The following is a 25993-nucleotide window of genomic DNA, read 5'->3' on the forward strand; positions in this document are numbered from 1 at the left end:
TGGTGGCAGAAGCTGCGTGGCGCTAACCGTGAACCGTTCAGACGACTGCGATCGGAGTTGGGCGCGAAACGCCTTTTTGCCCTGTATACACGGCGAGGACAGAGACATTCGGTGAAACCGTTATGGAAAGACGGTTTGTCAATACGTAGAAAAAATATGTATTTTCGGGAATTGTATTGTCAGCAAAGGAGAACTTAAACAATGAAAAAGCCGGTTATTACCATAGAATATTGCCCCAAATGCGGTTGGCTGCTACGTGCAAGCTATATGGCGTCAGAGTTGCTTTCTACATTTACGGAAGAACTGGAAGGCGTGATATTGCGGCCATCGGAGACCGGAGGTAAATTCTGTATTTATATCGATGGGGAGCTGGCGGTAGACAGGAAAGTTGATGGTTTCCCTGAAATATCGGCATTGAAACGGTTGGTTCGCGATCGGATCGCTCCCGGTAAAGATTTGGGGCATACGGATAAGCGGTAAGGAATGATAGCATCGGATGAGGCCAAAGCGATAATCCAGCCGCGAGTGTTTCCCTTGGATCCGGTTCAAGTCAACCTTGAACAGGCTGACGCCTGCGGCCATCGGTTTTTTGGCGAGCATCGGTATCGCAGAGGTGCGGGTGGTTCCCCGGCCGAAGATTGCGGTTGCCGGAAATTACCGGTATGGTGCTTTACGGCACGTTATGTGGGCAACTTACTGCACTACTGGAAGGACCGCCACCCGTTTAATAACAGACGGCGGTCCATCACTACTATCAGCGGTCCATCACTACTATCAAAAGCGGTACCCCACGGCGAGGTTGAAATTCCGCCCCGGATTGGGTATGGAAAATGCCCGAAGGATGGACAGGTGGTCTACGTACCGCACGTCAAGGGCGTTGTTGATATGAACGGATGTCGTAAGCGTTCCGCGCGTCAAGGGAAATTCCTGCTGAACCCCCGCATTGAGCAACGTGTAGCCCGGTGTCCGCAGCTCATTAAAGCCGATCCGTTCCTGGGCAGCAGTATGCTGGAGCGATACGAAGGCTCGCCCACCGGGCATATAGCGCGGTTCATGGGCGAGTTGCAGCGTATAATTGTCAGCTGGAATAAAAGTCAGATCTTCCGCCGTTGAAGTAAGCTTGCCCCGTACCAGCGCACCTTTCGCCGTCAACTCCAGTTGTTTGTCGCGTAGCGGCCGGTACGACGCCTCCCACTCTGTACCGTAAAGCACGGCATTATCTTGCCGGAACGCCCAGATTTCCAGTCCATCTTCGGGGCGGACGGTGCCCGTTGCCACGAAATAAATGTAATTTGAAACGGTATTGTGATACACTGAAGCACCGATATTGAACACGGGTGTGCCAAAAGAATAACTGAGGTCGGCCTGTACACTTTGCTCCCGCTTGAAGTCGACATTCCCGGTTTCAAACCGGTTGGTCCCCGGATGGGGGCCATTGGAAAACAGCTCGGCGAGGTCAGGTGCCCGGAATCCGGTAGAAATATTAACCTTGAATTGGTGTTGCGATGCCAAGGTATAGCTGGCTCCCAATGAACCTGAGAACCCCGAAAAATCGACGTTCAGCCTCCGGCTTTGGGGGTCTCCCGGTAAGGTAAAACCATAGTCTACGAGGTGTGGGGCGCTGGCGTCTGCGTTGACCTTGCGGTAGTCGAACCGGGCTCCCCCTTGAAAATAGAAGCCCTTCCAGTCTAAACTGCTCAGGTAATAGATGCCGAAGTCAGTCGTACGGGCGTCAGGAATAAGGATCTCCTCGGCGACCGGCTTGTTCGCCGTGGCAATGAAGCCGCCTTGCAGGCCGAACGTATGGGAAAAATCCTGGTTCGGATGCAATGTTATCCTTCCGGAATAGAACGTGTTGTGCTGTTTAAGTCCGAGGTCGATTTCGTCGAATGACTCCTCCACCTCATTACGGTCATTGTAATGGTGCGACACGTGCAAGTAAGTTTCGAATTTGTCATGCGTGGTTTCCTGGTTGTAAGAGACAACATAATCCCTTATCTGCTGGTAGGGCAGCTGGATGCTTCGGTCGTTGCGTGTGGTGACCAATGAGTGTCCGTCTTCCAGTTCGTCATCAGAAATAATGCCGAGGTCTTGGTTGTGATAGGTAAGCGAAAGTTTGTTCTTGAAACGTTCACGATCTAATCCTGTATGGACACGCACCGTGTGGTTATTGAACCGGCTGTTGCCGATAAGCAGCCCTTCGCCGGCCTTGTAGTCGGCGTGGTTCTCATAAGCGGCATCCACGTTGATGAACACCCCGCTTTGGAAACGGTTACCGAGGGATCCGAATGTGCGGATGCCGTTTGAGTTGCTATTGAAAGCGGTTCCCAGTGAGCCGGTCACCGTTTCTGCATTGAGGTAGCGTTCATCGTCTTTCACCAACAATACGCCGCCGAGCGCACCCGAGCCGTAGAGGATAGAGGCCGGGCCTTTGATGACATCGACATTACTCACGCCCAGATTGTTCAGACCCAATCCATGATCTTGGCCCCACTGATGGTTTTCCAGCTTATTGCCCTGGTAAATGGTAACCACGCGGGAGAACCCCAATCCCCGGATAAAAGGTTTGACAATGCCGGGCCCCATTCCCGCACCGCTTACACCCGGTATTTCACGCAGTGCACCGGCGATACCTCCCGGATTGCCGCTTTTCGAGAGGCTTTGCATTTCGACCCCCGATATCGCGTAAGGCGTACGCTTGGTTAAACCGGTCTGGCGGTCGAGGACAACTTCGTCCAATGATACCACGGTCTGTTCAAGGATAACAGAAAGCCGTATAGATTCATTAGCAGACACATTAACAATTTGGCTATATGGAGCATACCCCAAGGCATATACGTGGACGGTAATGCGTCCTGAAGGTATGTTGAGTTTAAAATTCCCGCTTTGGTCTGATTTGGTCGCCAGGTTGGTATTGGCAATCGAAACGGTGGCTGCGGGAACCGTTTCGCCGCCGGAAGTTACCGATCCATGAAGAACCGCCGATACCTCTTGGGCGGCGAGCGGATAAGCGGAAATCAGGTTAACGAAAGTTAAGCAAATGCATGTAAACACATAAAGATGTGTTGTATATTGTTTCATCTGTGTATTTCTTTTAAAATTTTTCAATGTTCAGGCGGAACCTTTGCTGATTAACGTAATCATCGGCCCCCGGAAAGGGGGAGGCCAATCGTAACCACGCCGGTGTCCACAACGACGATGTTGCACCTAACGGTTGTTGGGTATAGCGCTGCTGCGCCACGGAGTGCCGTGTCAGGGGCTGTACAATAGCGGACTGATACCTCGGAGTTCCGGTATCAGCTCAGTTGGGTGGGAGGGCCGCGGAGGAAAAGGTGGTGGCCACAGTTAACCATTAAAAACGGCACCTGTCTTATCGTAAAGGGAATTTCAAAGCTTAAAATAAGCGAGAAATCAACCTGAAATAAGGCAGGCTGCAGATATGACCCTTGGAAGATGACGTCTAACAGGTGGATCTGGCTCTGCGACTGGTGATGTTGATTGCTATTTTGGTTTTTTTTGAGGTTATAAGGGTGAGTGTGGATGACAATGCGTCCGTCAGCGGTCTTGTGCTTATGCATGAAGACGGTACCACTGCCTATAATCAAGCAGAATAGAGCTGCTTGAAATAGGGCAAGTGCAGAACGGATATGCCTGTGCTTTCTCACGACAGGCAAAGATAGCATAGAAGTTTGATTAGTCTAACACTTTTAAAAAAGAATTTATTCCGATAGGAATATTTTAGAAGCCCAGCCTGATGGTGGTACCTCCTCTTTTATGAAATCAATCGGTTGTTTTCATCAGGAAATACCAGAATGGGTTCATATGTTCTGGCCTTTTCGAAATCCATCAAGGCATATGAGATGATGATGATGATATCTCCCACTTGAACAAGCCGCGCAGCCGCCCCGTTGAGGCAGATCATTCCGGAACCGCGTTCGCCTTTAATCACATAGGTCTCGAACCGTGCGCCATTGTTGTTATTCACGATCTGCACTTTCTCATTGGCAATAATATTTGCCGCGTCCATCAAATCCTCATCAATCGTGATGCTGCCCACATAGTTCAATTCGGCTTGTGTAACGCGCGCCCGATGGATCTTGGATTTCATTACCTCGATAACCATACGGCAAAGATACGGAAATAATATGTATCTCCGTATTTTGCTATGTTTCCTTACATCAGCACGATGAATTCCTGAAAATCACATGACATTCCATTGTTGATTGAGCAAAAGTGGCTGGACATGCAATCGTTACAAAAATATGTTGTCTATCAGTCTTACGCCGTCCACCCATGCAGCCGCCAGCGCAATTGATGGTCGTCCGGCAGTTTCGCCGGTCGCCTCAGTGAAGGTTTCCCGGTCATAGATCGCAAAATATTCCAGTCGCAGACCGGCGCTGTCTTTTAGTTTCGCTATGGCTTCGTCTCTAAGCGAATGAAGGTTCTTTTTTCCGAAATCAGCTTTCGTTTGGAGCAGGGTTCGGTAAATGGCGAGTGCGTGTCCGCGCCCTTGGGGAGTCAGCCGCACGTTTCGGGAACTCATGGCTAACCCATCGGGTTCGCGGACGGTTGGGCACAACTCCAGCGTAACAGGGAGCTTCAACCGCTCGACCATATATGCTATGACTTTATATTGCTGGAAGTCTTTCTGGCCAAAACACGCAATATCGGGCTGTACGGCGTCAAATAATTTCTTTACAACCTGGGTAACGCCCTGGAAATGCCCCGGGCGGTGCATCCCTTCGAGCACCTGATCCAAATGCCCTAAATCCAAATGCCATTGTTCATTAGGTCCATACATTTCGTCCACTTCAGGCTGGAAAAGCACATCACAAGCCGCTGCCTGTAATTTGGCAATATCGTGTTCGATGGGCCGGGGATATTTCGCTAAGTCTTTGGGGTCGTTGAATTGTGTGGGGTTAACGAAAATACTGCATACAACCACGTCGGCCAATTGCCGGGCATATGCAATCAATGCAATATGGCCGTCATGCAGGGCGCCCATAGTAGGCACGAATGCTATTTTTACACGCCTTTGGCGGTATTGCTGTATGCTTTTACGCAGCGATTCTTTGGTCTTGACGATTTCCAATGTACAGGAATTTTTTGTTTGCAAAAATGGTGAATTTTTGGTTTACCTAATAGGCTGTTGAGATAACTGATTGGTATATTGATAAAAAATGATTATCTTTGCAAATCGATTTTACTTTTCTAATACAAAAAACAAAAATAATTTGGAGATGGCAAAAACGAAGATTTTGTTTGTTACCCACGAGATGTCGCCTTTCCTCGAACTAAGTAAAATTTCCGAAATCACCCGCCAACTGCCTCAAGCCATGCAAGAAAAAGGATATGAAATCCGTATTCTTATGCCGCGGTTTGGTAATATCAACGAGCGCCGTAATCGACTGCATGAGGTAATCCGGCTTTCGGGGATGAATATCGTCGTGGACAACAACGACAACCCGCTGATCATTAAGGTCGCCTCTATTCCGGCTGCCCGTATGCAGGTGTACTTTCTGGACAATGAGGAATATTTCCAACGGAAGCATGTGTTCTGTGATGAGTGTGGTAAATTTTTCGAAGACAACAACGAGCGCACGGTGTTTTTCTGTAAAGGAGCACTGGAAACGGTGAAAAAGCTGGGTTGGGCGCCCGATGTAGTGCATTGCCATGGATGGATGAGTGCATTGATACCGGCTTACGTGAAAACCGCGTACAAGGACGACCCGACATTTAAAGATGCCAAAGTTGTTTATTCTTTATATAAAGAGGATGGCAATGATTTTTCCCTTGGTGAGAATTTTGCGGAAATAGCGCTTACAGGCAATATGACACCCGAAGATGTGGCGCTGTACGGCTCAGGTGATTACGCCGGCCTATATCAAGGGGCATTGGCGTATTCAGATGCTGTGGTACTGACCGGTGACGACGTGGGGGAAGAACTGTTAAATATTGTTAAAAAGAGCGATATTCCTGCTTTTGAGGTAGAGAACCACGAAGAATTCGAAAATTATTGCAACCTTTACGAACAATTTTCGAGCATAGAGCTTGAGTCGGCAGTGGAAGCATGATTTTGAAGTTAATTTCTTTAATAATGAAGCGTTATCCCAAAGACTTATTGACGTTGTTGATAAGTCTTTTTGTTTTAGGAGCTTGCCAAAATCCGTCTGGCATTGGGTTGGAGGTTAACCCAGCGGATAAGATAGAGGGTATATTGACGGATACACTCACCGTACATGCGGTTACGTTGCGGGACGACAGTGCCCGGTCATCATCTTTTGCAGAAACGGTTTTTGGCTGGATCAATGACCCGGTCATCGGAACAACAAAGGCGGATATCGCGTTGGCCATAGGCAGACCGAGCACGGTGCCCCGCATCCGATCCGATGCGACGATCGATTCGGTGATACTTGTCTTACCTTATGGAACGGAATACTTCGGTGATACCCTCAGTCCCACCTTTGCGTTACAGGTACGGCAGTTAGACGAAGCCTATACAGACGGAAACTTCGCTACTAAAGAATGGGCTGTTAAAGACGAAATAATCGGATCAAAGACGGTCGGCCGATTTGCATATAAGTTGACCGACAGTGTAAGCATTATGAGGCATATCGACGGCAAGGATTCGTTGGTGAAAGCGGTTCCGCAATTGCGCTTGTCGCTGTCTCCGGCGTTTTTCAAGGAGCTGTTGAGTGAATCCGTCGATTCCGCCCTGCTTTCAACAGAAGCTGGTTTCAATGATCATGTAAAAGGACTCTATCTTAGCGTCGATGAAAGTGCCATGACCGGCGTTGGCGGTTTGGTCACCCTGAGGGGAGCACAGGATGTGGCGGGTATTGAACTGACGTATAGGCAACCAAACGGAGAGGAAGGGGAAGATGCTGACATTGATACCGTCCGAACATTCTTGCCGACAACCGTGGCGGACGGCTATTCGGGAACAATATTCAGGCGCATCACATCCAGCATTGCGCGTACGTACACCGCGAATGTGCTGGAACAGTTGGGAAATCCTGCGGGTAATTACGCTCAGGTTTATGCCCAGGCGCCAGGAGGATTGCGCACCCGGTTGCGCATTCCCTATATTGATTCCCTCAAAGGACGTAATATCGCCGTTAACAAAGCAGAGCTGGTGCTTTACGTGGATGACGAGGCTTCAGCCGGTGTTTTTGACCATCAGGCCCCGCGTCTGACATTATACCGGGAAGATATTGCGGGACAGCGGCAACCCATACCGGATGGCGATTCCCGTACCAGTGGTGGAGGATTCGGCGGCGACGGACGAAGCCTTTGGTACCGGTATGGCAATTGGCGGGCCTTCGGCGGAAACCTACAAGGGTTAAACGATGGACGAAGGCGTTACATTTTCCATCTAACTTCCTATATTCAGGATCTGCTTCTTGGGAAGATTAACAGTGCAGAATTTTTCATCGCCCCGGCAGCCGTTTCAGATAGTCAAGTGCCCTATTATCCAGTATTGAATGTGGGGAGCCGAGCGGTTATCAATAATCCGGGTGGTACCGGTGAATTGAGAATGAAACTGAACATCTATTATACCCAACAGCCTAACTGATTTTTATTAAGGCTTTAACATAAAAGAGCGGTGGATTTCCACCGCTCTTTTATGTTAAAGCCCAATCAGCAGTTCGGAGCAGCTCAGTGCCGCTTAGCGCTTAGAAAATACCCAGAAACTTACTGCGTTGCTGCCCCTGTGTACGGTTTACGGGAAAACTTGGTTTGGCTTTGGTATTGACCACCGGTGAACCTACCAATGTCATGGCGCACCGGAAACCGGTCATGGCGTTGGATTGGTCCTGCTGCATAAACCGCCTTGTGGCTGGGTTAAGCCAATAGGCTCGGTCGTTCCATGAACCGCCTTTATATACTCTGGATTTATCGTTAACCAATGTGGTGACCCCATAAAGTTCGGCATTCACCTCGTCGGCATATCCTCTTGCATCATGGTCAAACGTGTTTGCGGCCGAGTCTGAAGGCGTATTAGTCATCGCCTGCAACTCTTCCCAAGTTTGTTTCCTTGGGGCTTTTGCCGGCACTTTGATGGGTCGTCCGTATTTGTCTTTGGCAAGTATTCCCTTCTCCGGATCCTCATATTGTTTGTCGACGTAAACATTCCCCCGGAAGGGATTGAAATCGTCAAAATCTTCAAAGGACAGTTGGCGGTAAACATCGGCTACCCATTCATTGACATTGCCTGCCATGTTGTACAGGCCATAATCGTTGGGGAGAAACGCCGTGACAGGTACAGTGATGTCCCCGCCATCATTAAGGTATCCGGCCACCCCCATGTTGTCTCCGCCTGTAGGCTTGAAGTTTGCCAGGATTAACCCTTGGGTACGCCTTTTGGCTGAACGTACACCCAACCCGTTCCACGGGTAAACTTTATATGTTTCGATGTTGCCATATTCGGCGTTGCCCACCAATCCCAAAGCCGCGTATTCCCATTCCGCTTCGGTGGGTAACCGGTATGGTTGCTTGAGCACACCATCTTCCATCCTTACCGTCCGTCTCGCGCCATCTTCGGCACCCGGCCGGTTATCTTTAGGCATTTTTTCACCATCGATGCCTTCCCCTTGATATTGGCCATTGAGGTAAATGTCAGTATTGAAGGGTTCGTTTGGGCGTGTTTGGGCAGCAGATAAATCCTTGTAACTAACCAAGGCTCCTTTTTGACGGAGAATGTGCTCGTTTACCCGATCGGTGCGCCATATGCAGTAATCATTGGCTTGTTCCCAGGTAACCCCTACAACAGGGTAATCCTGATAAGCCGGGTGACGAAGATATAGATCTACATAGGGCTCATTGTAGGATAAGGGTTGACGCCATACCAACGTATCAGGAAGTGCTCTATAATAGAATTCATCGTCATCAGGGAAGTTCTGGCGTATCCAGTGAAGGTATTCCAGCCAGTCGGCATTGGATACTTCCGTTTCATCCATGTAGAAGGAGGCTACCGTGACCCGCCGTTTGAGATTATCATGTGCATACGTGATATCTTCATTGAGGCTGCCGCCCATTACAAAGGTACCGCCCTCGATGACAACCAAGCCCGGCCCCGGACCTTCTTTAACCTTACGGTTGATTTGAAGCCCGCCGTTATGGGGGTCATTGTATGCCACACCGGTTTTGGACGAAACACCGCTCTGGTTTTTGCAGGAACCGAGTAGTGTACTGCAGATGGCCAATAAGAGGAAATGGACTAAATAGGGATTTGTTGTTTTCATTCGGCGTATATCAGAAACACATTTCTTTCCAAAAATCAAAATTAAATAAATTATCGAAGTTAATCGCAACTAAATTTACATTTCACTATGTTTGGCGGTGGTTGGTGGTTGGTGATCACTGATCCCGGTCACCGATCCCCGGTCACCGATCCCCGAAAAAAAAAGAAAAAATGAATATAAAAGTTGGATTTGGATTTGATGTACATCAGCTCAAGGAGGGTCATCCCTTTGTGTTGGGTGGTGTGCAAGTGGCGCATCATGCTGGTGCCTTTGGGCATTCTGATGCGGACGTGCTGACCCATGCGATATGCGATGCGTTGCTGGGGGCTGCTAACCTGGAAGATATCGGCTACCATTTTCCGAACACGGATGAACGGTGGAGGGGGGTAAGCAGTTTGGTTTTGCTTGAACATTGCGCCGGCCTGTTGGATGAGCAGGGGTGGGCCGTCGGAAATATTGATGCCATGTTGTGCTTGGAAGCCCCCAAGATTAAACCGTATATCCCCCGAATGAAACAACATATTGCCTCCGCGGCGGGTATTACCGAGCAGGACGTTTCCATTAAAGCAACCACGAATGAAACCATGGGATTTATAGGGCGGCAAGAAGGCGTAGTTGCTTACGCTGTATGCCTTATCGCCCGGAAATAAAAAGCACAGGTTAACGTAACTTGATGGTTACCGGTGTGTTTTTTTTAAAAAAAGAACCCATATTTGGTTCATCATAAACTTGACCAGAAAACTCGCTATGAAAAGACAACTTACCGCATGCTCCAGTACATTTTTGTTGCTTTGGCTGCCGTTTTTGTCGACGGTGACGGCACAAAATTCACTCACCTACCAAACACCTCCGGAAAGCATACGTGCATTGGTGGATGCACCTAACACGCCATCGGTATTCTTTACAAAAGAAAGAGATAAGATGCTATTGCTCGAGCGTCCGGATTTTCCCACCATAGCCGACATTTCACAACCGGCGCTGGGCCTGGCGGGGTTGCGTATCAATCCGGCGAACAACGCGGCGGTAGGCAGTGGCTTTACCACCATCACGGTAAAAGATGTGAAGACCGGCGAGGAATATCCAATTACCGGATTACCCACCGAAGCCAGCATCGGGAATATTACATTCAGTCCTGATGAAAAATGGGTGGCGTTCAGCAATAGCACAAAAACTGCCGTAGAGCTATGGGTGGCTGATCTCCAGCAGTTTGTTGCCAGAAGGATAACGGATGTACCCTTGAACGATGCGTTCGGCTTTACGTTCACCTGGGCGCCAGGGAGTACCCATATATTGGCGAAATTCATCCCGGAAGGGCGCGGAAGTGCACCGCAAGCGAGCGAGGTGCCAACCGGACCGGTGGTGCAGGAAAATCTCGGAAAAACGGCTCCGTCAAGAACCTATCAAAATTTGCTGGAAGATCCGCACGATGAGCGGTTGTTTGATTACTATCTGACTGGTCAGCTTGCCTTGGTGGATCTGGGAGGAAACCTCACTGAAGTTGGCGTTCCGGGAATTTACCGTTCCGTAAATTACTCGCCTGATGGGAATTATCTGCTGGTGCAGCGCGTGGAGCGACCTTATTCTTATCTCGTACCGGTATACGCATTCCCTTACCATACCTTGATATGGGATAAGAATGGCAATGAAGTTAAACGGTTATATGAAGCACCGTTGGCCGATAACGTACCTATAGGGTTCGATAATGTTGTAACCGGTCAACGGGCGCACGGCTGGCGGCCGGACAAGCCTGCAACGTTGTATTGGGTGGAGGCGCTGGATGGAGGTATTGCGCGGAATAAAGCTGAGCATCGGGATGCAGTATACCAATTGGAAGCGCCCTTTACCGGCCAACCGGCTAATCTTATCCAAACCGCGCTGCGCTATAGCGGTATTACATGGGCCGACAAGGATTTTGCCATCTTAACGGAGCGGTGGCGACAGACGCGGAAGGAAAAAATGACCTTGTTTGATTCCAATAGCGGAAAGGCCATCCAAGTCATAGCTGATCGGTCATCAGAAGATACATACACTGACCCCGGCCGGTTTGTGTATACCCCTAACGGATTTAATCGTTCGGTACTATTGCTGGATAAAGGTCGGCAACCAACAGTCTTTACGATTTCCGGCGGCGCATCGCCGGAGGGTGATCGCCCTTTCTTGATGCGCTGGAACCTGATATCCGGCAAAACCGATACTTTGTTCCAGTCGCAGGCACCTTATTACGAGTCGCCGGTGTTTTTTGACAACAAAGGCTCGCTGATTATTTCGCGTGAGTCTGCGGAAGAGCCACCCAATTATTACACGGTTAATCTGAAAAGCCGGTCGATGACCGCCATAACCGCTTTCGCGCACCCATATACCTCACTGGAGGGAGTGCAGAAGCAACAGCTCTCCTATAAGCGCAACGACGGGCTGACCCTAACCGCCACTCTTTACCTGCCCGCTGGCTATAGCAAGGAAGACGGGCCGCTACCCATGCTGATGTGGGCCTACCCGCGTGAATTTAAGACGGCCGCAGCGGCCAGCCAGGTGAAAGGATCGCCTTATCGTTTTACGCGGATTTCCTGGGGATCGCCCATTTACTGGGTAACCCGCGGGTACGCTGTGCTTGACAATGCTGATATGCCCATTGTGGGTGAGGGTGATGAAGAACCCAACGATACGTTTGTGCCTCAGGTACAAGCCAATGCGAAGGCAGCAATTGATTACGTGACCTCCCTGGGCGTAGCCGACCGGAAGCGTATTGGTGTGGGAGGCCACTCATACGGCGCATTTATGACGGCCAACCTCCTGGCCCATACGGATCTTTTTGCCGCAGGTATTGCCCGTAGTGGTGCCTATAACCGTACCTTGACACCCTTTGGATTCCAGGCGGAGCCGCGTACTTACTGGCAGGCCCCGGAGGTCTATTACCAAATGTCGCCATTCAGCTTTGCCGATAAGATTAAGACGCCACTTTTGCTTATACATGGTATGGACGATGAGAATTCGGGGACATTCCCTATCAACAGCGAACGCCTGTATGCAGCCATCAAAGGGCATGGGGGAACGGTTCGGTTGGTGTTCCTGCCCAAAGAATTGCATGGTTACCGGGCGAAAGAGTCTATTTACCACACACTTTGGGAGATGGATCGTTGGTTGGAACAGTATGTGAAGAACAACGGCCGATAATTTGATTTACGGCCTGCGGCGTGTCAGATCGATATCCACCGATAGCGCCACACCGGTAGAGTAAAGTTTGATATTGCCCTGACCGATTTGGCTTAACGGCACTTTTACGAACGGCTGTACAGTCATACCCATCGCATTGTTGAATTTGCGGTGATAGCCGATACCCATGTGCAATATTCCAAAGAAATGCTGGTTTTCGTTACGGAACCGGTATTGCCGCGGATAGAAAGACTCGCTACGATAAGAATGGAAATCGTAGGTTTCACGAAGCATGATGTAACTTGATAGTCCGCCAGCAGCAAACCATGAAGATTGACCGTCCTGCCAGAGTTTGTAATGGATAGTTAAAGGAATGTCCAGTACCCGGCAATCGGCATCAATACGGTCGGCTCCGTTACGATAGGATGGCCAGCCCCCTTCTGGCTGGTAAACACCAAAATCGGCTTGATACAGTTTTTTTGCATACAGTAAGCCTCCGGCGATATTCAATCTATCGTTGAGACGATAACTCATGACAATTCCGAAATTCCGGCTTAATTTACCGGCGAAAGGTCGGATACCGGAAAGATCCGGGGCTGCGGTAATACTGAATGTCCATCCACCTTGCGGCTCGCTGGGCTGCATTTGTGCGTTGGTAATTTCGGCTACGCGTCCGGTGGGTGTTTTTTCGTTCGTCCGTAATTCGGTAATAGGCGAGGTTGTCAGGGGCGACGTTGACAGCACGTTTACGTTTACTTGTTCTACCGCCAGCAGCTGTCCGTTGCTATGCGGAACCTCGTCGGTTGATTCGGCGACGGCTGTTATAGGCAGTTGCTTGGTTGATTTTCTGGCGATGACTGAATCACTGCCCGTTGTTGGAACCACGGTGTGTTCCTGCGGGATTGCCGAATTGGCTGTTGGCAATTCGCGTGCTGTTGGGAGGGCTGGCCCGTTGCTGGAGCCAGTACGGTCGCCAGACAACCATACGATGGCAATGACCAAGGCAGCGGCGCAGCCGCTGCCCAACCAGATGAGCAACGGCGATTTGCGCTTTTTCCGTGGCAATTTTTTGGCAACAGCGTTCCAAACCGTTTCATCAAACGGGATTTCCGGCCCGTTCAGCCCTTCCCGGAATAGTTTATCGATGGGGTGTTTGTCTTCCATGTGCTCTTATCTGATCAGTTGTCCATCATTGTCAGCTTGCGTGCCCATCCGTTCATTGGCGGTTTTGTCCAGCAGTTCCTGAAGTTTTTTCCGGGCTTTGTGTAAGTTTGATTTTGAGGTGTTGATATTGATACCCAGCATCTTCGCGATTTCATCGTGGCTATACCCGTCAATGGCGTAAAGGTTAAAGACGGTTCTGTATGCAGGGCTGAGTGATCGAATCAACGCCAATAAATCGTCGTATGCCAGCTTGCTATAAATGCTGGCCTCATTGCTCATACTCACATGTTCATCCACATCTTCCTGCTGCGCAAATTTCAAACTCGCCCGGTAATAGTCGATAGCCGTATTGGTAATGATCCGCCCGATCCACGACTTGAATGGTTTCGATGCATCGTATTGGTCGATATGGTTGAATATTTTTAAAAAACTCTCGCTCAGAATGTCTGATGCTTCATCTGACCGGCGGGCATACCGCTTGCATATTCCCATTGCATAGCTGTGGAAATACTTGAATAAAGCATATTGGCTTTCCCTATCGTGCTGCAGGCAACCGGCAATATACTGTTGCACTATTTCTTCATTAGTCGTCGGCAAGCTTCTTTCTTATGCGTTGTAGTAAAAATACGGGCAATTGAACCAAAAGGTTGCCCTGTTGAACCAAAATTTTTCTTGGCTGTTAAAAGCAACCTTTTGGATGTCCGGGCCGTATCCCCTTATGAATGCCGAAGTGGATGCCGACTATACGACAAATTAATATAAAAACGATGAAAATGAAACAATCCGTTTTCCAGCTGTTATGGTGCCTTGCTGTGGTGGTGATTTCAGCCTGTGGAAAAGGCAATGAAACGCCCGAGCCGCCAGGCCCGCCTCCCGGAAATGGGGGCGAAGAAGAAGTAACCGTTGACAATGTAAGCTATTCCAATTTCGTGGGCGGACTGCTACAGTCGCGTTGCAGCGGGTGCCACACGGGATCCGGTGCAGGTACATCGCGGTGGGTTTTTTCCGGTTATACCTCGGTAAGGGATAACCTGACGCGGATTAACGATGTGGTAGTCGTGCGCAGGGTAATGCCGCAAAACGGTAGCTTATCGACGCGCGAGTTGGATTTGTTAAAGGCATGGATCAACAAGGGTGCGCCGGAGAACTGATGGGTATGAACAAGTGGTATGTCTGGTTTTTTGTGATGTTCCTGTGCTTCCGTGCGGAAGCGCAGGACATCCTGTTGGACAAGAGCAGTCGTATCTCGTTCTTCTCCGAGGCGCCGCTGGAAAATATATCAGCGGCTACTGCGAAGGCCGTGGCTGCTCTTAATGTCAAAACTAATGAGATTGCTTTTAAGGTACCCGTTAAGTCGTTCGAATTCAATAAGCGGCTGATGCAGCAGCATTTCAATGAAAATTATATGGAAACGGATAGGTTTCCATATGCGACATTCGGGGGTAGGGTTGTGGAAGATGTAGACTGGACAGCGGACGGCCGCCATCAAGTGACGGCAGAGGGAAATCTGGATATCCATGGTGTAAAAAAATTTTACTCCACCAAGGCGACCATCGTGATAAAAGGTGGCGTAATTCAGACTCACGCCAAATTCGATGTTAAATTGGCCGACCACGCCATCAGAATACCAAGAGTAGTCATGAAGAATATCGCAGAAGTAGTTTCTGTTGACGTATCAGCAACCTATCGGATACCCTAATTCTTTACCTATGCAACCTTCTTTTCTTATACGCCATACATTGCGATTCCTTATCGTCCTGAATCTTTTTGCCGGATACAGGCCATCAGCGGCACAGACGGATATGGAACGGCTATTGAGCGCCGATAGCGTGCAGCATCACGACGGGGAGCCGGTAGAGGCTACGTTTAAGACTACCCGTATCATCAATAGCCAATCCGTTGAGACCATTCACCGGCATGAGCTCGACTTTAAGGTGGATCACCGTTTTGGTGATATCGGCGGGGCCAACGGCGGGGCCAAGAATTTTTTTGGATTGGACAACTCCACCGATATCCGCATCGGGTTTGAGTACGGGATTACGGATGACCTCAATGTGGGGATTGCCCGGACTAAAGGTGCTACACGGGTATCCCAGCTATATGAGACAAACCTGAAGTTGCGGCTATTGCACCAGACCACTGATGAGAAAATACCGTTATCGGCTACGTTTTATACGAGCCTCGTAATTCCCGGTGTAGCGGCGGATGAACAGAACGATGGCGAAGCGATATCTTACAGGCAGTTTGCTGATCGGTTTAATGCAGTGGTGCAGCTTATCGTTGCACGCAAGTTCGGTGAACGGCTGTCTTTGGCCATGCATCCAACCTACATCCGCCGGAATACAACCGCTGATTATGACAACCAAGATAACCTGCTTGCCCTGGGTATCGGGGGACGACTGAAGGTAAGCAGGCGTATGGCGCTGGTGATGGACTATGTTGTGCCGTTCCGACCGACGGCAAGCAGAGAACGGTATGAAGAGGCCATCACCGCGTTATACCACCCACTGGGCGTGGGATTAGAAATTGAGACGGGCGGGCATGTGTTTAACCTGAACTTTACCAACGCTACGGCCATCCAGGAAATGCAGTTCATTCCGGAAACCACCTCATCATGGGCCAAAGGACAGTTCAGGTGGGGCTTCACCATATCAAGGCGGTTTATGTTGGGGAACTGAATGATGTCAGCGTTATACGGCAAATACGTATATTTGAGGAATATGACAGGGCTCAAGCTGCTGGATGTATTTTATACGCTGCTTCACTTGCTGATTATCGGCTTCAATTTGACGGGCTGGGTCTGGCAAGCTACGCGCCGATTGCACCTATACAGCGTATTGGCGACAGCGGGGTCGTGGCTTCTGCTTGGGATATGGTATGGAATCGGCTATTGCCCGATTACCGATTGGCAATGGCAAGTAAAGGCCAAACTCGGTGAGCGGGATTTACCCAATTCGTTTATCAAATACCAGGTTGATAAACTCACTGGTGCCGATGTCGATGCTGCGGTAATCGATACAACCACGGCCGTAAGCTTCGCAGCGGTTGCCCTGATTTCCTTTTACCTGAACATTGTCCGATGGAGGAAACGGAGATAGCCAACGGATGCCGCGTGCTTCCTTAGCGTCTTTTCGTGACTGCGCGGATTACGGTATATATACTGATGCATACTCCCGCGAGCGCAAACAGCGCGGTCCAAAGCGGTGTTTGCGCGGCTCGGGATTTATCGATACGATGACCAATATAAGTGAAAATACCGATGATGGCTAACATCTGGAATCCCACGCCGGTGAAATAGGCATACTTGCCCAGTGCATTATTCGGTAAGCGCTTGTGGTTTTTCATAAGTGATCAGTTTCACTTCTGGCAGCTGTCCGGGCAGGCTTTTACTGGTGGTGCACCTTCCGTTAATGGACGCGCCGTCTTCGACGATGAAACGCATGGCTTCGATGTCACCCTGTATGGAGGCGGAGTGATTGAGCTGGAGTACTTCCTTCGTTATAATCTGCCCCTGTACGCTGCCCGAAATTTCACCGGATTGGCAATGGATATTGCCTTTGATTTCCCCGCTTTCTCCGATGACCAACTTCGCGGTACAGGTGACGTTGCCGATGATTTGCCCATCGATGCGCAGGTCGCCTGTAGTACGAATGTCGCCGGTGATTTCCGTGCCGTTAGCAATCAAGTTAAAACTACTTCCCCGTTGTTCCTGTAGCCTTTCATTCTTTTTGTTTACAAACATGTTGGGTCTTGCTTAGGTGTTCACTATGGTATCTGTTAAAAAGCAATGTAGTCATTAGGGTTTACCGGACTGCCGTTATACCACAACTCAAAGTGGAGATGCGGGCCTGTACTCAGTTCTCCCGTGTCGCCGGCAAACGCAATAACTTCTCCGCCACGCACAAAGCTACCAACTTTTTTGATAATTGAAGCGCAATGTTTATAAAGCGACACCAGATTGTTACCATGTTGAATAATAGCAACATAGCCGGTTTCGGGAGTGTAAGAGGCGAACAGTACATGGCCGCTTAGCGTTGCACGGACCGGCTCATTCATTTTTACAGCAATGTCTATGGCGTAATGCTGGTCTTTTGCGCTGAAATCAGCACTGATAATTCCTTTAATCGGACTGTAGAAGGTGTAAGAAGAGATGCCTGTCCGGGCGTTTTGCTGGTTTTCGGGCAATTCATAGGGCGCTCCCGATTCTACCAGCTCCCGCAGAGCTAATTCGTCGTCGGAAACACTGATGTCGGGTTCGTTAGCGGGAATGTTGTTTTTAGGTTGGGCTTGTTGGCGGCTGGCGTCTTCGAGCGTTTCGCCGGCCTGACCGCTGATTACCTGACGAAGGTTGGTTAGGTAAATGTCATTCGCCTGGGCAACCTGTTCCATGGAATCAAGGCGTGCATAGGCTTCGGTCAGCATTTCCCGCTCCTCACTGCTTAATGATGTACCGATGACGTATTCCCGTAAAGCGGTGGAGCGTATGAGGATAACAGTAAGAACCACGAGCACTGCTGCGGCCGTGACCGCGCCGGTAAGCCAGGACCATAACCTGCCCGTAAATGCGGCCTTCTCTTCAAAGGTTTCCTCATGGAGAACAACCAGTTTGTAGCGTGCGTTTAGTAACTTTGGTAACGACTTTTTTTGTTTGGCCATGCGCCCCCCTAATCAAAATAAAATGATATTTTTGCATGTTTATTCCCGGCAAAGATATTCATTTATATGGCACATCTCCCTGTTTCCGTTATCCGATTTATTGCCGTGGCGTGTGTAGCGACTGTTGTTGCCGCCTGTGCTGCGGATCAGCGGAAGCGGGGAGAACCGGAGTATGATATGATGGAAAACCTTACGGCAAGGTATAACATCGTTTACCATGGCCGTAAGATCATCATGGATGTCGAGCGGGAGCTATTCGCTTCGCATACCGATAACTATCAACAATTGCTCCCGGTGTTGATTGAACCGACGGAAACCACAGCGGCTTCCAACGCGACATTAATGGATTCTGTTATCGGCAAAGCGTTGAACATCATCAATAAAAAAACCAAGAGTAAGTACATCAATGAGGCCTACATGCTTACGGGCCGGGCCAATTACCTGAAGGGAAACTATTTCAATGCCGTGGAATTCTTTACTTATGTTGCTAACACGTTTGGCGATATGCCCGAATACCGGCAAGCGGCGTTAGTATGGAAAGCCCGTTCACTGATGCAATTGGGTAATTTAACGGCTGCGGGATTGGTATTGGATACGGTTTTCATGGGGTTGGAGTCGGAACGGAAATCAAGGGGAATGGCGTTTGCCACACAGGCCAAGCATTACCTGCTCACGCACGACGAAGCATCGGCCGTCACGATGTTGCAGCAGGCCCTTGAGTACACACAGCATAAGCCCACGAAGCTGCGCTGGCATTACCTGCTTGGCCAGTTATTGGAACAGCAGGGGCGAAATGAAGAAGCTTATGCGCATTTTACCCGCGTGGTACGCAGCAATGCGCCATATGAAATGTCATTTCAGGCAGGGCTGCACAGGATACAGTTGCTTACAAAGGACCATTCCACAGGTGAGGAACGTGTCAGGCTGCTCAAACGTATGCTCCGGGATAGTAAAAACAAAGATTTCAGGGATCAGATTTATTATCAAATCGCAGCGGTCTATTATGCGGACAGTAACGTGTCGGAGGCCTTAACGAATTACCAGCTTGCGCTGCAGCAGCAAAATGCCAACCGGTACCAGACGACGCTGACCTACCTAAAACTGGCCGACCATTATTTCAATGAGGCAACATACCATACAGCCAAACAGTATTACGACAGCGTGGGCATGTCGCTGCCACCGGATTTTCCGGACGCTGGGGCAATACAACGTAAAATTGCTAATCTCGACGAGCTTATTTTACAACTGCAAGTGGTTGCACGTCAAGATAGTCTGCAATACCTCGCAGGGCTTGATGAGCACGGGCGCAACGCCGGAATTGACAGTATCGTGGCGCAGGCGTATGCCCAGGTGCAGGCCAGTAAACAAGGCGTCAAGGGGAAAACCAATCGCCGACCGCAACGGCTCACTTTTGACGATGTCATGGTATCCACGGAAGTTTATACGGACAACCGGTTTTATTTCAACAATCCGGATGCGATGGGCATGGGACAGGTTGAGTTCAGAAGGCGGTGGGGCAATCGGCAACTTGGTGACAATTGGCGGTTCAGCGACATGGGGCAGGCGGTTCCCGGCGCTGCTGGCCGTCTGGTAGAGGAAGCGCCCGCTGCGGTGCCTGAGGAGGCTGTGGAGGTGGACAGCGCGGCATGGGCATCGGCGCTTCGCTTAACTTACCTTGAAGCATTGCCGGATACGAAAGAAAAGTTGGCGGCCTCACACCGGCAGATACATGACGCCCTGCTTAGCGTTGGCAACATTTACCGCGATGAGTTGCGCGATTATGAGGAAGCTGCCAAAGCCTATGAGGAATTATTGAGACGTTACCCGGATACCAAAGAAGCTGCATTAATTTATTTCAATCTCTACCGCATATATACCGATATAAATGTAACGAAGGCGGATTTTTACCGAGATAGACTGCTCGGGGAGTTTCCTGATTCGTTGTATGCACATATTGTGCGCGATCCGATGTACTTGGAGAAGCAAGAGCAGCAGCAGCGTATTCTTGATGAAGTTTATGGAAACATCTATACCCGGTATACCCAACGGGAATACCAACAGGTGATAGCGGAGGTTACGCATATACTTGACCAAGGGCAGGGCCGGCAACAGACATTAAGTCAATTGGCCTATTTGCGAGCGCTGGCATTGGGCAGGACAGCACCGCTTGATACTTTTGAGCACGTATTACAAACGATAGCGGCCGATTTTCCTGATGATAGCTTAATCGCACCGCTGGTTCATCAGCACTTGGCGTTTATTGAAGCCAATAGGGACACATTGGCTTCCCGGCAGTATGCACTGGAGGATATGGATGAAAGCCGGGAGCGTTTCGTGGATGAACCGACAATGACGCTTTGGCCTCAGCTGGTGATTCGACGGGGGGCCGATCGGCCCCGGCCGCGTAAGGAACTAACAGTAGCGGCAGCGGGGCAAACCGGACTTCCACCGAACCGGGGCCTCGGCAGCACACCCCGCATCGCGGGGCGGCAGTTAGCTAAAACCGCTGATGTGGGAGAAATCGCTCCGAATACCTATCGGGATATGGTGTTGTTGCCTGATTCAGCAACCTATTATTTTGTTATTAACGTGATGAATGCGCGGGTGAACCTGGCCCCTTCCCGGTTCGGTATCGGACAGTTTAACCGTACGCGTTATACCGGCGTTGGGATCAGCCATCAGCTTAAAGTAGTGAACAATGAAACTCAATTAGTCTATATCGGACCATTTGACGGATATGAACAGGCAAAGCTGTATGAGACGCGCATACGGCCGCTGCTGCCCGATATCATGAAAATTCCTTCGGCTATTTACAATACTTTTTTGATTACGGAAGAGAACTTTGGCACGTTATCTGATTTCTCCAAAATAGACGATTACCATGCCATTTATCAGGAACAGGAGCCATGAGCCGTAAGCCCTAATAAGTAAGTTCTATAATTAATCGTAAATTTGTAAAAATAATTAAGTACCCGGTACTGCATAATGAAGCAAAAGAAAAAGAACAAACATGCGCTAACGCAGGAAGATGTCAACCGTTACACCCGCAATTTCTGGAAAATAATTATAGGAGCTATTTTATTAGGTTTTTTATTTATTTTCAGTGTGGGGATAGGGGTTTTTGGGAAATTGCCGACATTCCGGGATTTAGAAAACCCAAAGAGCAACCTGGCATCGGAAATCATCTCCGATGATGGCGTGGTATTGGGTACCTACTATGTTCAAAACCGTTCAAATGTGCGGTATGACCAATTGTCGCCCCACTTGGTTCAGGCACTGATAGCCACAGAAGACAAGCGTTTTTATAAACATTCAGGCATTGATTACAAGCGTACTTTCACCATTATTTTCTACAACCTGATAGGAAAGCGCCAAGGGGCAAGCACCATCACCCAACAGCTGGCACTCAACCTCTTTTCCGAAGGTAGGGCCAGGAATACGGGAAAGCGCATCATCCAGAAGTTCCAGGAGTGGATAACCGCGGTACGTCTGGAACGCAACTATACCAAGGAAGAAATCATTACCATGTATTTCAATACGGTAGACTTCGGTGCGTATAACACGTTCGGCATCAAATCGGCAGCGCGGACCTATTTCAATACCACTCCCGATAAGTTGAATGTGCCGCAAGCTGCGTTGTTGGTGGGCATGCTCAAAGGACCGGGTATTTACTCTCCTGTACGTTATCCGCAGAACGCCATCCGGCGCCGCAACGTGGTTATTGACAATATGCGTAAACAAGGCTTCCTCACACGTGAAGAGGCAGACAAATACAAGAAGGAGCCATTGATAACCGATTTGCGGATATCGGAATACGGGGAGGGACTGGCACCCTATTTCCGTGCGGTAATGAAACGAGACATTCAGCGTGCGTTTAATGAATTGTCGATTACCAAGGCAGACGGCACCCCATATGACCTTGACCGTGACGGATTGAAAATCTATACCACTATCCATTCGAAAATGCAGCAATATGCAGAAGACGCCCAACGGGAATGGATGAAAACTATTCAGGCGTCTTTCGACAAGCAGTGGAAGAATCGCGACCCGTTCCGGGGTGATAAAGCCAAGCTCCTGGAAACAGGAATGAAGCGATCTGACCGCTATCGGATGCTCAAACAAGCGGGTAAATCAGACGCGGAGATAAAAAAAGATTTTGAAACCCCCGTTCCGATGACTATCTTCACTTGGGAAGGGGACAGGGATACCACCATGACTCCGATGGATTCCATCCGTTATAATAAATTGATTCTTCGGAATGCGTTCATGTCCATGGAGCCGCATACGGGCTATGTGCGTGCTTGGGTGGGTGGGATTAATTTCGAACATTATAAATATGATCAGGTGAAGATGGGTACACGGCAGGTGGGGTCAACAGCCAAGCCGTTTACTTATGCTGTAGCCATTGACAACGGTTACTCACCCTGCTTTCAGGTGCCCAACGTGCCGTTGACTATCGGCAGTGGACCTTATGCGTGGAGTCCACGGGGCGAATCGGTTGGTAGTCCGATTACGCTGCGCAGGGCATTGGCCCATTCGCAGAATTATGCCACTGCGTATATGATTAATGAAGTGGGTGCCACCGCCGTAGCGAAGCTCACCAAAAGCATGGGTATTACGTCTGATGTGCAGGAATATCCGTCCATTGCATTGGGCTCATATGAAGCGTCGTTATATGATATGGTAGGCGCTTATTCGGCGTTTGTAAATCATGGTGTTTGGATAGAGCCTATCTATATCCTGCGTGTTGAAGACAAGAACGGTACGCCGATTTACGAAAAGGCGCCAAAGGTAAGTAAGGTGTTGAATAGCGAAACCGCCTATATTATGGTGGATATGCTTAAAAGCGTAGTGGACGGGGGTTCTGGCAATCGCTTGCGCTGGCGTTATAACCTGAAGCCACCGATGGGTGGTAAAACCGGTACAACGAATGACAACGCCGATGCCTGGTTTATCGGCATCACGCCGGAATTGGTGAGCGGGGTGTGGACGGGGGCCGAGGACCGCGGCATCAGTTTCTTCTCCATGGCCGAAGGGCAGGGGGCACAGGCGGCATTGCCGGTATTCGGCCTGTATATGCAAAAGGTATATGCCGATACATCGCTCAGCTATTCCCAGGGTGATTTTCCGTTGCCGGAAGGCGGGCTTACGCGCGAACTTGACTGTAGCCAATACCAACAGTTTTACGGGGAAGAGGAAGAAAAATTGGATGAGCGGCTTGGGTTTTGATCACCACGCTACCGACGATTGGATATGATGGAATTCGATTACCGTAAGGCGCTTGAGGAGATTCCCCATCGGCCGGGGGTGTACCAATACTGGGACGCAAACGGCGAGTTGATTTATATCGGCAAAGCCAAAGACCTGAAAAATCGTGTAAGCTCTTATTTCGTCAAAGCCGGTCTGCTCAACGGCAAAACGCGTGTACTGGTGCGTAAAATCAAACGCATCACATTCACTATCGTGGATACGGAAATAGATGCCTGGCTGTTAGAAAACAGCCTGATCAAAAAGCACCAGCCCCGCTACAATGTCATGCTTAAGGATGACAAAACTTATCCTTGGATAGTGATTAAGAACGAGCGTTTCCCACGGGTTTTTCCTACGAGGAAATACATTAAGGACGGCTCAAAGTATTTCGGGCCTTATGCGTCGGTGGGCATGATGAACGCAGTTATGGAAACCATCCGCGAGCTTTATCCGCTCCGCACATGCAATCTGGCGCTCTCTCCCGAAAACATCAGTAAAGGTAAATTCAAAGTGTGTCTGGAATACCAGATCGGCAACTGTAAGGGGCCTTGCGAAGGTTATCAAAGTGAAGAAAATTATGAGCAAAACCTGAATGACATCAGGGATATCCTCAACGGTAAAATAGGTGTTGTTATTAAGCGGCTGAAAGATCAACTTGATGAGGCGGTAGCGAAATTGAATTTTGAATATGCCCACTATTTGAAAAGTAAACTGGATCTTTTAGGCCGCTACCAAAGCAAGTCGACAGTGGTGAGTTCATCCATCACCAACGTGGATGTGTTCAGTATTGCATCTGACCGGAGCTATGCTTTTGTCAATTACTTGAAGGTAGTAAACGGAGTGATCATCCAGACCCAGACTGTTGAACTAAAGAAACGGTTGGATGAAAGCGATGAGGAACTGCTGAGCCTGGCTATTCCGGAGATACGGAGTCGTTTTAATAGTACTTCCAAGGAGCTTATCGTTCCATTTACTATTGATATCGAAGCCGACAACCTGAAGTTTACCGTGCCGAAACAAGGTGAAAAGAAAAGCCTATTGGATCTATCGCTCAAAAATGTATTGTATTTCAAAAAAGAGCGGCTCAATCAGTATGAGAAGCTCAATCCGGAATTTAAAACGGAACGTGTTCTCAAACAGATGCAGCAAGACCTGCGGATGAATGTCTTGCCCCGGCATATTGAATGTTTCGATAATTCTAATTTCCAGGGCAAATATCCGGTATCAGCTGTCGTAGTATTCAAAGATGCCAAACCCTCCAAGAAAGACTACCGGCATTTTAATGTGAAAACGGTTGAGGGGCCGAACGACTTCGCCACCATGGAGGAAGCTGTGCATCGGCGATACCGGAGGTTGCTGGATGAGGGACAGTCGCTGCCCCAACTGATTGTCATCGATGGAGGTAAGGGACAGCTTTCTGCCGCATTAAAAAGCCTTAAGCTGTTGGGTATCGACAAACAGGTTACCATCATCGGCATCGCCAAGCGGTTAGAGGAAATATATTATCCCGGGGATCAGTATCCGATGTATCTCGATAAGAAATCAGAAACGCTGAAGATTATCCAACACTTGCGCGACGAAGCACATCGTTTCGGTATTACATTCCATCGCAAACAACGGAGTCTGAAAACCTTTCGTACCGAACTTGAAAACATCCCCGGTATAGGTAGAACTTCTGCCGAAAAACTTCTGAAGACCTTTAAATCAGTCAAAAGGATCCGTGAGGCTACCGACGACGAGCTGCAGACTGTGCTTTCCGGCAGGCAGGTACAGGCGGTACGCTCTTACTTCCATGGAGCATAATACCATGCTGATAGCTCTGCCTGTACAGTAAAGCAGACAATCAGTCTTTTTGTAAGCCGTTGTAAGTTAGTGTATTATTTATGGGTAAGCTTTTTGCGGAATTCTCGGAAAACTTACTGAAATGATGAAAAAAGTTGGGGCGGTCCTGTTTGCCGTAATGGTGTTTATATCGCTATCCTGTGTAGGATACCGCACGGCTGGCAAGAGCGGCAAAGTGCCGCCTGGACAAGCTAAGAAAATCACCGGCAAGAAGTCGGCACGGGATCACGCTCCCGGACAGCGGAAGAAAGACGTACATTATTTTAACTACTATTAAACGGCGAATCGGATGATAATGCGATTGGCATGACTTTTACTGACCTGCTGCGGATGCCGCTGCGACATCAGCGTACACAGCGGAATGATTCAACGGTTCGGTTTCCCGATGCGACCCAAATGAGTGTCGTGGAAACCGGAACTGTACTTGAGGCTATAGCCTAACGCCCTGTCCATTGCACTGTGCCCCAGTAGAATAATGCCGACCAGCAGCAGTGTTGGTAGCGAAAAGTGCCAGCCAGTTATAATAACCAACAGGGCGGCGCCTTGATGGTGAAACAAATTATAGCACCATGCACCCCAACGGTTACCGAACAGGTAGCCCACCATGCTGATATCTGGAGTCAATAAAAGAATTAAGAACAACCACCATGTATAGCCGAGGTGTAGCTGCGTAACAGGTAATAAGG

At 49.2% G+C, this 25993-nt stretch carries 23 protein-coding genes; 13 read left to right on the forward strand and 10 right to left on the reverse strand.

All coding sequences use genetic code 11. The features are described 5' to 3' along the window. Positions 1 to 201 precede the first annotated feature (201 nt). Positions 202 to 480 carry an Rdx family protein gene (locus BM030_RS01315; RefSeq protein WP_090970277.1) on the forward strand — a complete coding sequence of 93 codons (279 nt, stop codon included), beginning with the start codon at positions 202 to 204 and terminating at the stop codon, positions 478 to 480. Between the two features lie 294 nt (positions 481 to 774). On the opposite strand, the gene BM030_RS01320 is transcribed toward BM030_RS01315, so the two are convergent. From BM030_RS01320 to panC, 3 genes are all read right to left on the reverse strand, one after another. Beyond that, on the reverse strand, positions 775 to 3081 hold the full coding sequence (locus tag BM030_RS01320) for a TonB-dependent receptor (RefSeq protein WP_090970278.1): 2307 nt from the start codon (positions 3079 to 3081) through the stop codon (positions 775 to 777). A 691-nt stretch (positions 3082 to 3772) separates the two neighbouring features. After that, positions 3773 to 4123 (reverse strand): aspartate 1-decarboxylase, encoded by a 351-nt coding sequence (gene panD, locus BM030_RS01330; RefSeq protein WP_090970282.1) that lies wholly within the window; start codon positions 4121 to 4123, stop codon positions 3773 to 3775. A 129-nt stretch (positions 4124 to 4252) separates the two neighbouring features. After that, positions 4253 to 5116 carry a pantoate--beta-alanine ligase gene (gene panC / locus BM030_RS01335; protein ID WP_244518598.1) on the reverse strand — a complete coding sequence of 288 codons (864 nt, stop codon included), beginning with the start codon at positions 5114 to 5116 and terminating at the stop codon, positions 4253 to 4255. A gap of 124 nt (positions 5117 to 5240) precedes the next feature. Between panC and BM030_RS01340 the strand changes: the two genes are divergently transcribed. Continuing rightward, positions 5241 to 6074 (forward strand): glycogen/starch synthase, encoded by an 834-nt coding sequence (locus tag BM030_RS01340; protein ID WP_090970959.1) that lies wholly within the window; start codon positions 5241 to 5243, stop codon positions 6072 to 6074. Positions 6075 to 6097: 23 nt separating this feature from the next. After that, the gene (locus BM030_RS01345; RefSeq protein ID WP_170845595.1) at positions 6098 to 7576 is read left to right on the forward strand and encodes a DUF4270 family protein; all 1479 of its coding nucleotides are present in this window, start codon (positions 6098 to 6100) and stop codon (positions 7574 to 7576) included. 100 nt (positions 7577 to 7676) lie between these two features. On the opposite strand, the gene BM030_RS01350 is transcribed toward BM030_RS01345, so the two are convergent. Beyond that, positions 7677 to 9245, reverse strand: coding sequence for an SUMF1/EgtB/PvdO family nonheme iron enzyme (locus BM030_RS01350; protein ID WP_090970288.1), 1569 nt, complete (start codon positions 9243 to 9245; stop codon positions 7677 to 7679). Between the two features lie 170 nt (positions 9246 to 9415). Here BM030_RS01350 and ispF point away from each other — a divergent pair, with 170 nt between their 5' ends. Both ispF and BM030_RS01360 read left to right on the forward strand, forming a co-directional pair. Beyond that, complete coding sequence (ispF, locus tag BM030_RS01355; protein WP_090970290.1) at positions 9416 to 9895, forward strand: 2-C-methyl-D-erythritol 2,4-cyclodiphosphate synthase; 480 nt, start codon at positions 9416 to 9418, stop codon at positions 9893 to 9895. Positions 9896 to 9992: 97 nt separating this feature from the next. Next, a complete protein-coding gene (locus tag BM030_RS01360) occupies positions 9993 to 12416 on the forward strand; it encodes a S9 family peptidase (RefSeq protein ID WP_090970292.1) in 2424 nt (807 codons plus the stop codon). Positions 12417 to 12422: 6 nt separating this feature from the next. On the opposite strand, the gene BM030_RS01365 is transcribed toward BM030_RS01360, so the two are convergent. Then, positions 12423 to 13559, reverse strand: coding sequence for a porin family protein (locus tag BM030_RS01365; protein WP_090970294.1), 1137 nt, complete (start codon positions 13557 to 13559; stop codon positions 12423 to 12425). A 6-nt stretch (positions 13560 to 13565) separates the two neighbouring features. Further along, positions 13566 to 14156: an RNA polymerase sigma factor gene (locus BM030_RS01370; RefSeq protein ID WP_211657490.1), complete on the reverse strand. Its 591-nt coding sequence runs from the start codon at positions 14154 to 14156 to the stop codon at positions 13566 to 13568. Positions 14157 to 14332: 176 nt separating this feature from the next. Here BM030_RS01370 and BM030_RS01375 point away from each other — a divergent pair, with 176 nt between their 5' ends. From BM030_RS01375 to BM030_RS01390, 4 genes are read left to right on the forward strand one after another with little or no spacing between them, the layout of a single operon-like run. Continuing rightward, on the forward strand, positions 14333 to 14710 hold the full coding sequence (locus tag BM030_RS01375) for a hypothetical protein (protein WP_139215777.1): 378 nt from the start codon (positions 14333 to 14335) through the stop codon (positions 14708 to 14710). Continuing rightward, a complete protein-coding gene (locus tag BM030_RS01380) occupies positions 14680 to 15258 on the forward strand; it encodes a YceI family protein (protein ID WP_211657491.1) in 579 nt (192 codons plus the stop codon). The genes BM030_RS01375 and BM030_RS01380 overlap by 31 nt, the downstream gene beginning before the upstream one ends. A gap of 10 nt (positions 15259 to 15268) precedes the next feature. Beyond that, on the forward strand, positions 15269 to 16237 hold the full coding sequence (locus BM030_RS01385) for a DUF5777 family beta-barrel protein (RefSeq protein ID WP_211657492.1): 969 nt from the start codon (positions 15269 to 15271) through the stop codon (positions 16235 to 16237). 42 nt (positions 16238 to 16279) lie between these two features. Next, entirely contained in the window at positions 16280 to 16657 is a 378-nt protein-coding gene (locus BM030_RS01390) for a DUF2784 domain-containing protein (protein ID WP_090970969.1), read from the forward strand. Between the two features lie 22 nt (positions 16658 to 16679). Here the strand turns inward: BM030_RS01390 and BM030_RS01395 are convergent, their stop codons facing one another. The 3 genes from BM030_RS01395 to BM030_RS01405 are packed head-to-tail and all read right to left on the reverse strand — an operon-like array spanning position 16680 to position 18215. Then, positions 16680 to 16904: an AtpZ/AtpI family protein gene (locus BM030_RS01395; protein WP_090970297.1), complete on the reverse strand. Its 225-nt coding sequence runs from the start codon at positions 16902 to 16904 to the stop codon at positions 16680 to 16682. Further along, on the reverse strand, positions 16876 to 17301 hold the full coding sequence (locus BM030_RS01400; protein WP_090970299.1) for a bactofilin family protein: 426 nt from the start codon (positions 17299 to 17301) through the stop codon (positions 16876 to 16878). The genes BM030_RS01395 and BM030_RS01400 overlap by 29 nt, the downstream gene beginning before the upstream one ends. 35 nt (positions 17302 to 17336) lie before the next feature. Beyond that, positions 17337 to 18215, reverse strand: coding sequence for a M23 family metallopeptidase (locus BM030_RS01405; RefSeq protein ID WP_090970302.1), 879 nt, complete (start codon positions 18213 to 18215; stop codon positions 17337 to 17339). A 66-nt stretch (positions 18216 to 18281) separates the two neighbouring features. Between BM030_RS01405 and porW the strand changes: the two genes are divergently transcribed. From porW to BM030_RS01425, 4 genes are all read left to right on the forward strand, one after another. After that, positions 18282 to 21125, forward strand: a complete 2844-nt coding sequence (gene porW / locus BM030_RS01410; protein ID WP_090970304.1) for a type IX secretion system periplasmic lipoprotein PorW/SprE — start codon at positions 18282 to 18284, stop codon at positions 21123 to 21125. 75 nt (positions 21126 to 21200) lie between these two features. Further along, positions 21201 to 23444 (forward strand): penicillin-binding protein 1A, encoded by a 2244-nt coding sequence (locus BM030_RS01415; RefSeq protein ID WP_090970306.1) that lies wholly within the window; start codon positions 21201 to 21203, stop codon positions 23442 to 23444. A 24-nt stretch (positions 23445 to 23468) separates the two neighbouring features. Continuing rightward, positions 23469 to 25268, forward strand: a complete 1800-nt coding sequence (gene uvrC, locus BM030_RS01420; protein WP_090970308.1) for an excinuclease ABC subunit UvrC — start codon at positions 23469 to 23471, stop codon at positions 25266 to 25268. Between the two features lie 121 nt (positions 25269 to 25389). Continuing rightward, on the forward strand, positions 25390 to 25584 hold the full coding sequence (locus BM030_RS01425; protein WP_090970309.1) for a hypothetical protein: 195 nt from the start codon (positions 25390 to 25392) through the stop codon (positions 25582 to 25584). An 89-nt stretch (positions 25585 to 25673) separates the two neighbouring features. Here the strand turns inward: BM030_RS01425 and BM030_RS01430 are convergent, their stop codons facing one another. Further along, positions 25674 to 25931 carry a DUF4260 family protein gene (locus BM030_RS01430; protein WP_244518599.1) on the reverse strand — a complete coding sequence of 86 codons (258 nt, stop codon included), beginning with the start codon at positions 25929 to 25931 and terminating at the stop codon, positions 25674 to 25676. Positions 25932 to 25993: the final 62 nt, after the last annotated feature.

This window comes from Parapedobacter composti (assembly GCF_900112315.1).
GTDB lineage: Bacteria > Bacteroidota > Bacteroidia > Sphingobacteriales > Sphingobacteriaceae > Parapedobacter > Parapedobacter composti.

Excerpts from the sequence above, each read along its gene's own strand:
- BM030_RS01315 (WP_090970277.1), top strand. The coding sequence starts at position 202 with ATGAAAAAGCCGGTTATTACCATAGAATATTGCCCCAAATGCGGTTGG.
- BM030_RS01320 (WP_090970278.1), bottom strand. The coding sequence starts at position 3,081 with ATGAAACAATATACAACACATCTTTATGTGTTTACATGCATTTGCTTA.
- panD (WP_090970282.1), bottom strand. The coding sequence starts at position 4,123 with ATGGTTATCGAGGTAATGAAATCCAAGATCCATCGGGCGCGCGTTACA.
- BM030_RS01340 (WP_090970959.1), top strand. The coding sequence starts at position 5,241 with ATGGCAAAAACGAAGATTTTGTTTGTTACCCACGAGATGTCGCCTTTC.
- BM030_RS01345 (WP_170845595.1), top strand. The coding sequence starts at position 6,098 with ATGAAGCGTTATCCCAAAGACTTATTGACGTTGTTGATAAGTCTTTTT.
- BM030_RS01350 (WP_090970288.1), bottom strand. The coding sequence starts at position 9,245 with ATGAAAACAACAAATCCCTATTTAGTCCATTTCCTCTTATTGGCCATC.
- ispF (WP_090970290.1), top strand. The coding sequence starts at position 9,416 with ATGAATATAAAAGTTGGATTTGGATTTGATGTACATCAGCTCAAGGAG.
- BM030_RS01360 (WP_090970292.1), top strand. The coding sequence starts at position 9,993 with ATGAAAAGACAACTTACCGCATGCTCCAGTACATTTTTGTTGCTTTGG.
- BM030_RS01365 (WP_090970294.1), bottom strand. The coding sequence starts at position 13,559 with ATGGAAGACAAACACCCCATCGATAAACTATTCCGGGAAGGGCTGAAC.
- BM030_RS01375 (WP_139215777.1), top strand. The coding sequence starts at position 14,333 with ATGAAACAATCCGTTTTCCAGCTGTTATGGTGCCTTGCTGTGGTGGTG.
- BM030_RS01380 (WP_211657491.1), top strand. The coding sequence starts at position 14,680 with ATGGATCAACAAGGGTGCGCCGGAGAACTGATGGGTATGAACAAGTGG.
- BM030_RS01385 (WP_211657492.1), top strand. The coding sequence starts at position 15,269 with ATGCAACCTTCTTTTCTTATACGCCATACATTGCGATTCCTTATCGTC.
- BM030_RS01390 (WP_090970969.1), top strand. The coding sequence starts at position 16,280 with ATGACAGGGCTCAAGCTGCTGGATGTATTTTATACGCTGCTTCACTTG.
- BM030_RS01395 (WP_090970297.1), bottom strand. The coding sequence starts at position 16,904 with ATGAAAAACCACAAGCGCTTACCGAATAATGCACTGGGCAAGTATGCC.
- BM030_RS01400 (WP_090970299.1), bottom strand. The coding sequence starts at position 17,301 with ATGTTTGTAAACAAAAAGAATGAAAGGCTACAGGAACAACGGGGAAGT.
- BM030_RS01405 (WP_090970302.1), bottom strand. The coding sequence starts at position 18,215 with ATGGCCAAACAAAAAAAGTCGTTACCAAAGTTACTAAACGCACGCTAC.
- porW (WP_090970304.1), top strand. The coding sequence starts at position 18,282 with ATGGCACATCTCCCTGTTTCCGTTATCCGATTTATTGCCGTGGCGTGT.
- BM030_RS01415 (WP_090970306.1), top strand. The coding sequence starts at position 21,201 with ATGAAGCAAAAGAAAAAGAACAAACATGCGCTAACGCAGGAAGATGTC.
- uvrC (WP_090970308.1), top strand. The coding sequence starts at position 23,469 with ATGATGGAATTCGATTACCGTAAGGCGCTTGAGGAGATTCCCCATCGG.
- BM030_RS01425 (WP_090970309.1), top strand. The coding sequence starts at position 25,390 with ATGATGAAAAAAGTTGGGGCGGTCCTGTTTGCCGTAATGGTGTTTATA.